11 protein-coding genes are annotated in these 11430 nt (G+C 49.6%); 8 read left to right on the top strand and 3 right to left on the bottom strand.

Annotated elements, in window-relative coordinates:
• Positions 1–31: 31 nt before the first annotated feature.
• The 8 genes from hisG (at position 32) to hisIE (ending at position 7164) form a co-directional block, all read left to right on the top strand.
• On the top strand, positions 32–931 hold the full coding sequence (hisG, locus tag FDX03_RS16135) for an ATP phosphoribosyltransferase (protein ID WP_116360223.1): 900 nt from the start codon (positions 32–34) through the stop codon (positions 929–931).
• A 98-nt stretch (positions 932–1029) separates the two neighbouring features.
• Positions 1030–2334 (top strand): histidinol dehydrogenase, encoded by a 1305-nt coding sequence (gene hisD, locus FDX03_RS16140; RefSeq protein WP_137346228.1) that lies wholly within the window; start codon positions 1030–1032, stop codon positions 2332–2334.
• On the top strand, positions 2331–3410 hold the full coding sequence (gene hisC, locus FDX03_RS16145; protein WP_061067700.1) for a histidinol-phosphate transaminase: 1080 nt from the start codon (positions 2331–2333) through the stop codon (positions 3408–3410). The genes hisD and hisC overlap by 4 nt, the downstream gene beginning before the upstream one ends.
• On the top strand, positions 3407–4474 hold the full coding sequence (hisB, locus tag FDX03_RS16150) for a bifunctional histidinol-phosphatase/imidazoleglycerol-phosphate dehydratase HisB (protein WP_137346229.1): 1068 nt from the start codon (positions 3407–3409) through the stop codon (positions 4472–4474). The genes hisC and hisB overlap by 4 nt, the downstream gene beginning before the upstream one ends.
• The gene (gene hisH / locus FDX03_RS16155; protein ID WP_048212020.1) at positions 4474–5064 is read left to right on the top strand and encodes an imidazole glycerol phosphate synthase subunit HisH; all 591 of its coding nucleotides are present in this window, start codon (positions 4474–4476) and stop codon (positions 5062–5064) included. The genes hisB and hisH overlap by 1 nt, the downstream gene beginning before the upstream one ends.
• On the top strand, positions 5064–5801 hold the full coding sequence (gene hisA / locus FDX03_RS16160; RefSeq protein ID WP_137346230.1) for a 1-(5-phosphoribosyl)-5-[(5-phosphoribosylamino)methylideneamino]imidazole-4-carboxamide isomerase: 738 nt from the start codon (positions 5064–5066) through the stop codon (positions 5799–5801). The genes hisH and hisA overlap by 1 nt, the downstream gene beginning before the upstream one ends.
• On the top strand, positions 5783–6559 hold the full coding sequence (gene hisF / locus FDX03_RS16165) for an imidazole glycerol phosphate synthase subunit HisF (RefSeq protein WP_048212022.1): 777 nt from the start codon (positions 5783–5785) through the stop codon (positions 6557–6559). Before hisA ends, hisF begins: the two co-directional genes overlap by 19 nt.
• Positions 6553–7164 (top strand): bifunctional phosphoribosyl-AMP cyclohydrolase/phosphoribosyl-ATP diphosphatase HisIE, encoded by a 612-nt coding sequence (gene hisIE / locus FDX03_RS16170; protein ID WP_048212023.1) that lies wholly within the window; start codon positions 6553–6555, stop codon positions 7162–7164. The genes hisF and hisIE overlap by 7 nt, the downstream gene beginning before the upstream one ends.
• 47 nt (positions 7165–7211) lie before the next feature.
• Here the strand turns inward: hisIE and ugd are convergent, their stop codons facing one another.
• The 3 genes from ugd to FDX03_RS16185 all read right to left on the bottom strand — a co-directional run bounded on the left by ugd (position 7212) and on the right by FDX03_RS16185 (position 11425).
• Positions 7212–8378, bottom strand: a complete 1167-nt coding sequence (ugd, locus tag FDX03_RS16175; RefSeq protein ID WP_137346231.1) for a UDP-glucose 6-dehydrogenase — start codon at positions 8376–8378, stop codon at positions 7212–7214.
• A gap of 235 nt (positions 8379–8613) precedes the next feature.
• On the bottom strand, positions 8614–10020 hold the full coding sequence (gene gndA, locus FDX03_RS16180; RefSeq protein WP_101741457.1) for an NADP-dependent phosphogluconate dehydrogenase: 1407 nt from the start codon (positions 10018–10020) through the stop codon (positions 8614–8616).
• Between the two features lie 286 nt (positions 10021–10306).
• Positions 10307–11425: a glycosyltransferase family 4 protein gene (locus FDX03_RS16185; RefSeq protein WP_137346232.1), complete on the bottom strand. Its 1119-nt coding sequence runs from the start codon at positions 11423–11425 to the stop codon at positions 10307–10309.
• Positions 11426–11430 lie beyond the last annotated feature (5 nt).

Below are 11430 nucleotides of genomic sequence, written 5' to 3' on the forward strand. Positions count from 1 at the left end.
CCGATTCAGACAGGATAACGAGGAATAGAGAATGTTAGACAACACCCGCTTACGCATAGCTATGCAGAAATCAGGCCGTTTAAGCGATGACTCACGCGAATTGCTGGCCCGCTGTGGTATTAAAATTAATCTTCACACCCAGCGCCTGATTGCGATGGCAGAAAATATGCCAATTGATATTCTGCGCGTACGCGATGACGATATCCCGGGTCTGGTCATGGATGGCGTCGTTGATCTCGGCATCATCGGTGAAAACGTGCTGGAAGAAGAACTGCTCAACCGCCGCGCACAGGGTGAAGATCCTCGTTACTTTACGTTACGTCGTCTGGACTTCGGCGGCTGTCGTCTTTCGCTGGCGACCCCAGTAGACGAAGCCTGGGACGGTCCGTCGGCACTGAACGGCAAACGCATCGCCACCTCTTATCCGCACCTGCTCAAACGCTATCTCGACCAGAAAGGAGTGTTGTTCAAATCCTGTTTGTTAAACGGCTCTGTCGAAGTTGCTCCCCGTGCAGGACTTGCTGATGCAATCTGCGATCTGGTCTCTACCGGTGCAACGCTTGAAGCCAACGGCCTGCGTGAAGTGGAAGTCATTTACCGCTCCAAAGCCTGTCTGATTCAGCGTGACGGAGAAATGGCCGATGCTAAGCAACAACTGATCGATAAGCTGCTGACCCGTATTCAGGGGGTTATTCAGGCGCGCGAATCTAAATACATCATGATGCACGCGCCAAGTGAACGTCTGGACGACGTTATCGCCTTGCTGCCAGGCGCTGAACGCCCAACGATTTTGCCACTGGCCGGCGATCAGCAGCGCGTGGCAATGCACATGGTTAGCAGCGAAACCCTGTTCTGGGAAACGATGGAAAAACTGAAAGCGCTTGGCGCCAGCTCCATCCTGGTGCTGCCTATTGAGAAGATGATGGAGTAATTCCACTTATGCTGCCCGGTAGCGCTTCGCTAGCCGGGCCTACAAGACCCGTAGGCCGGATAAACAACGTGCCATCCGGCAAAAAAAGGAAGACGATTATGAGCTTTAATACCATCATCGACTGGAATAGCTGTACTGAAGAGCAGCAAAGTGAATTACTGATGCGCCCGGCAATCTCGGCGTCAGATAGCATCACCCGTACCGTGAGCGAAATTCTGCATAACGTAAAGTCGCGCGGTGACGCAGCGCTACGTGAATACAGCGCAAAGTTTGATAAAACTAACGTGAGTGCGCTGAAAGTCAGCGCTGAAGAGATTGCCGCCGCCGGCGCACGTCTTGGCAATGACCTGAAACAGGCCATGGCAGTCGCCGTGAAAAACATCGAAACGTTTCATAACGCGCAACAACTGCCGGTAGTCGATATTGAAACGCAGCCCGGTGTACGCTGCCAGCAGGTTACCCGCCCGGTAAATTCTGTTGGACTGTACATTCCCGGGGGCTCCGCGCCACTCTTCTCAACAGTGTTAATGCTCGCCACCCCGGCCCACATTGCAGGCTGTAAAAAAGTGGTGTTGTGCTCTCCCCCACCTATCGCCGATGAAATTCTGTATGCCGCACAACTCTGCGGCGTACAGGAGGTGTTTAACGTTGGGGGCGCACAAGCTATTGCCGCGCTGGCATTTGGCAGTGAATCCGTGCCGAAAGTGGACAAAATTTTTGGCCCCGGTAATGCCTTTGTGACCGAAGCCAAACGTCAGGTGAGTCAGCGTCTGGACGGTGCCGCCATCGATATGCCAGCAGGTCCGTCTGAAGTGCTGGTGATTGCCGACAGCGGCGCCACGCCGGATTTCGTTGCCTCTGACTTACTCTCGCAGGCCGAACACGGCCCCGATTCCCAAGTGATCCTGCTGACGCCGGATGCCGGTATGGCCAGCCGGGTTGCTGAAGCAGTAGAACGCCAGCTTGCAGCGCTGCCACGCGCTGAAACCGCGCGGCAGGCGTTAAGCGCCAGTCGTCTGATTGTCACCCGCTCCCTTGCGCAATGCGTAGCGATTTCTAATGCGTACGGCCCGGAGCACCTGATCATTCAGACCCGCAATGCTCGCGAACTTGTCGATGACATCACCAGTGCGGGCTCTGTCTTTCTCGGTGACTGGTCACCGGAATCTGCCGGTGACTATGCCTCCGGGACTAACCACGTGCTGCCTACCTACGGCTATACCGCAACCTGCTCAAGTCTTGGACTGGCCGATTTCCAGAAGCGGATGACCGTACAGGAATTATCGCCGCAAGGTTTCTCTGCCCTGGCCGCAACCATCGAAACGCTGGCCGCAGCAGAACGACTGACAGCCCACAAAAATGCCGTTACCCTGCGCGTTAACGCCCTGAAGGAGCAAGCATGAGCACTGACAACATTCTCAGCGTTACTGATTTAGCCCGTAAAAATGTCCGTGAGCTAACACCGTATCAGTCTGCCCGCCGTCTGGGCGGAAATGGCGACGTCTGGCTCAATGCCAATGAGTTTCCCACCGCCGTTGAATTCCAGCTAACTCAGCAAACACTGAACCGTTATCCGGAGTGCCAGCCGAAGGCGGTGATCGAGAACTACGCACAGTATGCGGGCGTTAAGCCAGAGCAGGTACTGGTCAGCCGCGGTGCTGATGAAGGTATCGAGTTGCTGGTACGTGCTTTTTGCGAGCCGGGTAAAGATGCGATTCTCTACTGCCCGCCGACCTATGGTATGTATAGCGTCAGTGCGGAAACCATTGGCGTTGAATGTCGCACCGTGCCGACTCTTGCCGACTGGCAACTGGATTTACAGGGCATCGCTGACAAGCTTGATGGCGTGAAAGTGGTTTACGTTTGCAGCCCCAATAACCCGACGGGCCAGTTAATTAACCCGCAGGATCTGCGTTCACTGCTCGACATGACGCAGGGCAAAGCCATCGTGGTCGCCGATGAAGCGTATATCGAGTTTTGCCCGCAGGCCACACTGGCGGGTTGGCTATCGGAATACCCAAACCTGGTGGTACTGCGCACCCTGTCTAAGGCGTTTGCCCTTGCCGGTTTGCGCTGCGGATTTACGCTAGCTAATGAAGATGTCATCAACCTGTTGTTGAAAGTGATCGCGCCTTACCCGCTCTCTACACCTGTGGCAGATATCGCCGCTCAGGCACTAACGCCGCAAGGCATTTCCGCCATGCGTGAGCGCGTGGCACAGATTCTGCAAGAGCGTCAGTACCTGGTTGATAGCCTGAAAACCATCCGCTGCGTAGAACAGGTTTTCGATTCTGAAACCAACTATGTTCTGGCGCGCTTCACAGCATCAAGCAGCGTATTTAAATCTTTGTGGGATCAGGGCATTATCTTACGAGACCAGAACAAACAACCTTCATTGAGCGGCTGCCTGCGTATTACTGTCGGAACCCGTGAAGAGAGCCAGCGCGTCATTGACGCCTTACGTGCGGAGCAAGTATGAGCAAGAAGTATCTTTTTATTGACCGTGATGGAACCCTGATTTCCGAGCCGCCCAGTGACTTTCAGGTTGATCGCTTCGACAAACTTGCCTTTGAGCCGGAGGTTGTCCCGGTCTTGCTAAAACTACAAAAAGCTGGTTTTAAGCTGGTGATGATCACCAACCAGGATGGACTGGGAACACAGAGCTTCCCGCAGGCGGATTTTGACGGTCCACACAACCTGATGATGCAAGTTTTCACCTCGCAGGGCGTCATATTTGATGAAGTACTGATCTGTCCGCACCTGCCGGCAGACGCGTGTGATTGTCGTAAACCCAAAGTGAAGCTGGTCGAGCAATACCTGATTGAACAGGCGCTGGATACCGAGAACAGCTACGTGATCGGCGATCGCGTAACCGATATTCAACTGGCGGAAAACATGGGCATCACCGGGTTACGCTATCACCGCGATACGCTGAACTGGGCAATGATCGGTGAGCAACTAACCAAACGAGATCGTTACGCCCACGTTGAGCGTAATACCAAAGAAACGCAGATTGACGTTAAAGTCTGGCTGGACCGCGAAGGCCGCAGCAAAATTAATACCGGCGTCGGCTTCTTTGACCACATGCTGGATCAAATCTCGACCCACGGTGGTTTTCGTATGGAAATAGCCGTCAAAGGCGATCTGTATATTGACGATCACCACACCGTTGAGGATACAGGGCTGGCTCTGGGCGAAGCCTTAAAACTGGCGTTGGGCGATAAACGCGGCATCAACCGTTTTGGTTTTGTGCTGCCGATGGACGAGTGCCTGGCACGCTGCGCCCTGGATATCTCCGGGCGTCCACACCTGGAGTACCGGGCTGAGTTTACCTACCAGCGCGTCGGCGATCTGAGTACGGAGATGATCGAACACTTCTTCCGTTCGCTCTCTTACACCATGGGCGTCACGTTACACCTTAAAACCAAAGGTAAAAATGACCACCACCGCGTGGAAAGTCTGTTCAAAGCCTTTGGCCGCACGCTGCGCCAGGCTATTCGCGTAGAAGGCGACACGCTTCCTTCTTCAAAAGGGGTGCTGTGATGAACGTGGTGATCCTCGACACCGGCTGTGCCAACCTGAACTCGGTGAAATCCGCCGTCGCACGCCACGGCTACGATCCGGTAGTTAGCCGCGATGCGGATGTTGTGCTGCGCGCCGATAAACTGTTTCTGCCGGGTGTCGGTACCGCCCAGGCGGCAATGGATCAGCTACACGAGCGTGAGCTGATTGAACTGATCAAAGCCTGCACACAGCCTGTACTGGGGATTTGCTTAGGTATGCAGCTGCTTGGTCGACGCAGTGAAGAAAGTAACGGTGTCTCCCTGCTGGGGATTGTTGATCAAGACGTACCCAAAATGACCGATTTTGGTCTGCCGTTGCCGCATATGGGCTGGAACCGTGTCTATCCACAGGCCGGAAACCGCCTTTTCCAGGGCATTGAGGATGGGGCGTATTTCTATTTTGTACACAGCTACGCCATGCCGGTGAACCCATGGACTATTGCGCAATGCAACTACGGTGAGCCCTTCACCGCAGCGGTACAAAAAGATAATTTCTTTGGCGTGCAGTTCCACCCGGAGCGTTCAGGTGCCGCTGGCGCGAAGTTGCTGAAAAACTTTCTGGAGATGTAATGATTATTCCGGCATTAGATTTAATCGACGGCACGGTTGTGCGTCTTCATCAGGGCGATTACGCAACGCAGCGTGATTACGGTAACGATCCCCTGACCCGTTTACAAAGCTATGCCGCACAAGGCGCAAAGGTGTTGCACCTGGTGGATCTGACCGGGGCAAAAGATCCGCAGAAACGGCAAATACCGCTGATTAAAACACTGGTGGCTGGCGTAAACGTGCCGGTGCAGGTAGGGGGTGGCGTACGTACCGAAGCAGATGTTGAAGCGCTGCTTAACGCTGGCGTCGCCCGCGTAGTGGTGGGTTCGACTGCGGTAAAATATCCCGAAGTCGTCAGGAACTGGTTTGCCCGTTTTGGTGCCGACGCGCTGGTTCTGGCTCTGGATGTGCGGATTGACGAGCACGGGAATAAACAGGTTGCAGTTAGCGGCTGGCAGGAAAATTCCGGGGTTTCACTGGAAGAACTGGTTGAGACCTATTTACCCGTCGGTCTGAAGCACGTGCTATGCACCGATATCTCCCGCGACGGCACGCTGGCGGGTTCAAACGTTGCACTGTACGAAGAAGTGTGTGCGAAATATCCGCAGGTGGCATTTCAATCATCCGGCGGGATTGGTGGGATTGAAGATGTCGCCGCCCTGCGCGGAACCGGCGTTGGCGGCGTCATTGTGGGTCGTGCTTTGCTGGAAGGTAAATTCACCGTTGAGGAGGCCATCCAATGCTGGCAAAACGCATAATCCCTTGCCTTGATGTTCGTGACGGACAGGTTGTCAAAGGTGTTCAATTCCGCAATCACGAGATTATTGGCGATATCGTTCCGCTGGCGAAACGCTATGCCGATGAAGGCGCAGATGAGCTGGTTTTTTACGATATCACCGCATCGAGCGATGGTCGCGTGGTGGACAAAAGCTGGGTATCACGCGTGGCAGAAGTGATCGACATTCCGTTCTGTGTCGCCGGTGGGATTAAATCACCAGAGGATGCCGCAAAGATACTGTCTTTCGGCGCAGATAAAATTTCTATCAACTCCCCGGCTCTGGCTGACCCAACGTTGATCACCCGCCTGGCGGATCGCTTTGGCGTGCAGTGTATCGTGGTGGGCATTGATACGTGGTATGACGCAGAAACCGGCAAATATCACGTTAACCAATATACCGGGGATGAAAGCCGTACCCGCGTCACGCAGTGGGAAACGATCGACTGGGTAACAGAGGTGCAAAAACTGGGCGCTGGTGAAATCGTTCTTAATATGATGAACCAGGACGGCGTGCGTAACGGCTACGATCTCGAGCAGTTGAAAAAAGTGCGCGAAGTTTGCCACGTTCCGCTGATCGCCTCAGGCGGTGCCGGAACGATGGAGCACTTTCTCGAAGCCTTCAGGGATGCGGATGTCGATGGCGCGCTTGCCGCCTCGGTCTTCCACAAGCAAATTATCAATATTGGCGAATTAAAAGCGTACCTGGCAACACAGGGCGTGGAGATCAGGATATGTTAACCAAGCAACAATGCCGCGAGCTGGACTGGGAAAAAACCGATGGGATGATGCCGGTCGTCGTGCAGCATGCAGTTTCCGGTGAGGTGCTGATGCTCGGGTATATGAACCCGGAAGCGCTGGATAAAACGATCGAAAGCGGGAAAGTGACCTTTTTCTCGCGTACTAAACAGCGCCTGTGGACCAAAGGTGAAACCTCTGGCAACTTTCTTAATGTCGTCAGCATTTCCGCTGATTGCGACAACGACACCCTGCTGGCGCTGGTTAACCCTATTGGGCCAACCTGTCACAAAGGCACCAGCAGTTGTTTTGGTGAGTCCAGCCACCAATGGTTGTTCCTGTATCAACTGGAGCAACTCCTGGCTGAGCGTAAAACGGCAGATCCCGCCAGCTCCTATACCGCAAAATTGTACGCCAGCGGTACGAAGCGAATTGCCCAGAAAGTTGGAGAGGAAGGTGTTGAGACAGCACTGGCCGCGACCGTGCATGACCGTTTCGAGTTGACCAATGAGGCATCGGATCTGATGTATCACCTGCTGGTTCTGCTGCAGGACCAGGATCTCGATCTGACGACAGTGATTGAGAATTTACGCAAGCGCCATCAGTAATAGACTGATACCGGCATGATGCCGGTATCAATTATTTCGCCGAGCGTTTAATCGTTACCGAATAAATCGCGGGTATACACCTTATCAGCGACATCCTGCAGTTCTTCTGCCATGCGGTTAGAGATAATCACATCGGCCTCACTTTTAAATTTAACCAGATCACGCTCAACCCGTGAATGGAAGAAACTCTCTTCTGCTATTACCGGTTCATAAATTATGACCGGGATACCTTTCGCTTTAATGCGTTTCATGATGCCCTGAATAGACGATGCCCTGAAATTATCCGAGCCGCTTTTCATAATCAGGCGATAGATACCGACAACTTTGGGTTTACGCGAAAGAATGGCATCAGCAATAAAATCTTTTCGTGTGCGGTTAGCATCAACGATGGCTGAAATAATATTATTAGGTACAGATTGATAGTTGGCAAGTAATTGCTTCGTGTCTTTTGGCAGACAATATCCACCATAACCGAATGAAGGATTGTTGTAATGGTTACCAATACGCGGGTCCAGACAAACCCCCTCGATGATCTGTCGTGCATTAAGCCCCAGGCTTTCTGCATAGCTATCAAGTTCGTTAAAATAAGCAACACGCATTGCCAGATAGGTATTTGCAAAAAGCTTAATGGCTTCAGCTTCAGTAGAATCAGTGAACAGCACCGGGATATCCTGCTTTATCGCCCCTTCCTGTAATAAGGCAGCAAAACGCTCAGCACGAGCAGATCGTTCGCCGATGACAATTCGTGAAGGGTATAAGTTATCATACAGTGCCTTCCCTTCGCGCAGGAACTCAGGAGAAAAGATAATATTATCCGAGTTAAATTTCTGTCGCATAGTCTGCGTAAAACCAACAGGTACTGTTGATTTAATCACCATGAGTGCATCAGGATTTATTGCAATCACATCTCTGATAACTGATTCAACGCTGGAGGTATCAAAATAGTTTGTTTTCGGGTCGTAATCTGTAGGCGTTGCAATAATAACAAAATCTGCATTCTGGTAGGCGTCGTACTTATCCAGCGTGGCTTTAAAATTTATATCGCTTGATTGTAGATACTGTTCAATTTCTTTATCGACTATCGGAGACATCCGATTATTTAGCATCTCGACACGTGAAGGGACAATGTCCAGAGCAATGACCTGATGATGTTGGGCGATAAGAAGACCATTTGACAGGCCAACATATCCGGTACCAGAAATGGTAATTTTCATTTCATGCTCTCAGTATTAACTTAATATTTAATCATGATGTTGGACATCCTGATAAGAGAATAATGTTTTAACGTTTTGTTGAATATTGTGTCAACGAAGGTTAAAACAATTCAGATTTTCTTTATCAGGGTACGCCAGAAATATTAAGTAAAGATTAAGCAATCAACGCAAATCAATCAGATTTAAGATAAAAAAAAGCCCGGTTAGAGAACCGGGCCAGTGACTATCAGAAGACTTATTCCATCCATTCGGTATGGAAAACACCTTCTTTATCAGTACGTTTGTAGGTATGCGCACCGAAGTAATCACGCTGAGCCTGAATCAGGTTAGCGGGCAATACTTCTGCACGATAACTGTCGTAATAAGCGACAGCAGCAGAGAATGTCGGTACCGGGATACCATTCTGCACAGCATACGCTACAACATCACGCAGTGCCTGTTGATATTCATCGGCAATGTTCTTGAAGTACGGGTCGAGCAACAGGTTCGCGATACCCGGATTTTTAGCGTAGGCATCGGTGATTTTCTGCAGGAATTGCGCGCGAATAATACAGCCCGCACGGAAGATTTTTGCAATCTCGCCGTAATTCAGATCCCAGTTATGCTCGTCGGATGCGGCACGCAGCTGTGAGAAGCCCTGAGCATAAGAAACGATCTTACCGAGGTACAGTGCACGACGTACTTTCTCAATAAATCCTGCCTTATCACCCGCAAGCTGAGCTTTAGGTCCAGACAGGACTTTAGAGGCAGCGACACGCTGATCTTTCAGCGAAGAGATGTAACGTGCAAACACAGATTCAGTGATCAGAGACAGCGGTTCACCAAGATCCAGAGAGCTTTGACTGGTCCATTTACCGGTACCTTTGTTCGCCGCTTCATCCAGAATGAAATCCACCAGATATTTACCATCTTCATCTTTTTTGGTGAAGATATCTTTGGTGATGTCGATCAGATAGCTGCTCAGCTCACCGTTATTCCACTCGGTAAAGGTGCTGGCCAGTTCTTCATTGCTCAGGTTCAGACCCCCTTTCAACAATGAATAGGCTTCGGCAATCAGCTGCATGTCACCATATTCAATGCCGTTGTGCACCATCTTCACATAGTGGCCTGCACCGTCGGCACCAATATACGTCACACACGGCTCACCATCTTCAGCAACCGCTGCGATTTTAGTCAGGATTGGCGCTACCAGTTCATAAGCTTCTTTCTGGCCACCCGGCATGATGGATGGGCCTTTCAGCGCACCTTCTTCACCACCAGAGACGCCGGTTCCGATGAAGTTAAAACCTTCAGCGGAGAGCTCACGGTTACGACGGATAGTGTCCTGGAAGAACGTATTACCGCCATCAATGATGATGTCACCTTTATCCAGATAAGGTTTCAGGGAGTCGATAGCAGCATCAGTGCCAGCACCCGCTTTCACCATTAACAGGATACGACGAGGTGTTTCAAGGGATTCAACAAACTCTTTTACCGTATAGTAAGGAACCAGTTTTTTCCCCGGATTCTCGGCGATAACCTCTTCCGTTTTTTCACGTGAGCGGTTGAAAACGGACACGGTGTAACCACGGCTTTCGATGTTGAGCGCCAGGTTGCGCCCCATCACAGCCATACCAACGACGCCGATTTGTTGCTTAGACATTATGTACTCCTGTCAGGTGATCTAACGAGCAGATGCATTACTCGCATAATTTCTAACATACTATCGCAAAACCCTGCATCGAAGCCATAACCTGATCTCAACAAGCACAGTTGGGTAAACATTAACTTATAGGCTATGTCTTTCATTAAGCAACAGAGATGGTTCAGAAACGTATTGATTAACACTCACAAATTCAGGTTATTTTTCTGAAGACCACCGGGGAATACGAAAAATCAATCCGGAACATAAAAATTAACAATATGCCCACGAAATATGCTATAGGTAATTATTTCTTTGAAACAATGCTTCGATATATATCATTATAATCAGATAACATCTTCTTCGATGTGAATAAACTTTTAAATCTGGCATATGCATTTGAGCCGTATCGTTTAGCCAATTCAGGATTCGAGTATAGTTCTTGCATTACCTGCCTTAATCTCACGGGGTCGTTAGGTGGAATAACAAAACCAGAGTAGCCATCAAGATTAATAAAGCTTGTACCTGTACCTATTTCACATGAGATTAGCGGCTTTCCATACATAGCACCTTCAAGTAAAGTAATCCCAAAGGCTTCCGATCTAAGATGTGAAGGAAAAACAATAGCAGTACATAGCTTTAGTAGTGCAGCCTTGTCTTCATCGGGTAATGAGCCAACAAAATGCACATTAGTAAGATTAAGTTCTTCTGCTTTAGCTTTTATATCACTTTCGATCCCTCCGCCACCAACAATAACTACGGGTAACGAAGTAGTGTGTGCTGCTTCCAGAAGAGTGTGTAACCCTTTATAATAACGAAATGCACCAATGAACAGGAAAAACCCCCCGTCAAATCTGTCTTGCCAAAATTTGAGTTTTTCGTTACTAATACTTGGATAAGATTTCTCATTTAAACCATAAGGTATGACTTTTACCTTGGATTCAAACTTCTGCAATACAATACTAGTTTTTACATAGTTTGGCGAAGCAGCAACAATACAATCAACTGATTTGAGAAAATGGTTCATTAGTGGCGAATATAGCCGAGAAAAAAACTTCTGTTTGACAATATCAGAATGATAACTGACAATTGTTGGTTTATTGATTCGACATAAAAAATGCAGCATATCCATAAAGGGAAATGGATAATGGTAATGGATGATGTCTGCTTGCTTTGCTAATTCTTTAAATTTTTTAATGCAAGATAGAGAGAATGGTGTTGAGGCTATTTCAAAATTAGTTTTTGCGTAGAAGACACGCTGCTTACCAATTTTTTGATTATCAATATCCCCGCGTTTACTTAGAGAAAGTACGGTTGATTCAACATCATATTCAGCCCCAGACTCACTTAGCTGGTAGATAACTTGCTCGATGCCACCAAAAGTATCTGGATAGTATGTCTTATAAAAATGCAGTACTTTCAACATTAATC

It is taken from the genome of Citrobacter sp. wls827 (assembly GCF_005280875.1).
Taxonomy (GTDB): Bacteria; Pseudomonadota; Gammaproteobacteria; order Enterobacterales; family Enterobacteriaceae; genus Citrobacter; species Citrobacter youngae.

What these genes read in the sequence shown, in the direction of transcription:
- hisIE (WP_048212023.1), top strand. Translation starts at nt 6,553, where the DNA reads ATGTTAACCAAGCAACAATGCCGCGAGCTGGACTGGGAAAAAACCGAT.
- ugd (WP_137346231.1), bottom strand. Translation starts at nt 8,378, where the DNA reads ATGAAAATTACCATTTCTGGTACCGGATATGTTGGCCTGTCAAATGGT.
- hisF (WP_048212022.1), top strand. Translation starts at nt 5,783, where the DNA reads ATGCTGGCAAAACGCATAATCCCTTGCCTTGATGTTCGTGACGGACAG.
- hisD (WP_137346228.1), top strand. Translation starts at nt 1,030, where the DNA reads ATGAGCTTTAATACCATCATCGACTGGAATAGCTGTACTGAAGAGCAG.
- hisB (WP_137346229.1), top strand. Translation starts at nt 3,407, where the DNA reads ATGAGCAAGAAGTATCTTTTTATTGACCGTGATGGAACCCTGATTTCC.
- hisH (WP_048212020.1), top strand. Translation starts at nt 4,474, where the DNA reads ATGAACGTGGTGATCCTCGACACCGGCTGTGCCAACCTGAACTCGGTG.
- FDX03_RS16185 (WP_137346232.1), bottom strand. Translation starts at nt 11,425, where the DNA reads ATGTTGAAAGTACTGCATTTTTATAAGACATACTATCCAGATACTTTT.
- hisA (WP_137346230.1), top strand. Translation starts at nt 5,064, where the DNA reads ATGATTATTCCGGCATTAGATTTAATCGACGGCACGGTTGTGCGTCTT.
- gndA (WP_101741457.1), bottom strand. Translation starts at nt 10,020, where the DNA reads ATGTCTAAGCAACAAATCGGCGTCGTTGGTATGGCTGTGATGGGGCGC.
- hisG (WP_116360223.1), top strand. Translation starts at nt 32, where the DNA reads ATGTTAGACAACACCCGCTTACGCATAGCTATGCAGAAATCAGGCCGT.
- hisC (WP_061067700.1), top strand. Translation starts at nt 2,331, where the DNA reads ATGAGCACTGACAACATTCTCAGCGTTACTGATTTAGCCCGTAAAAAT.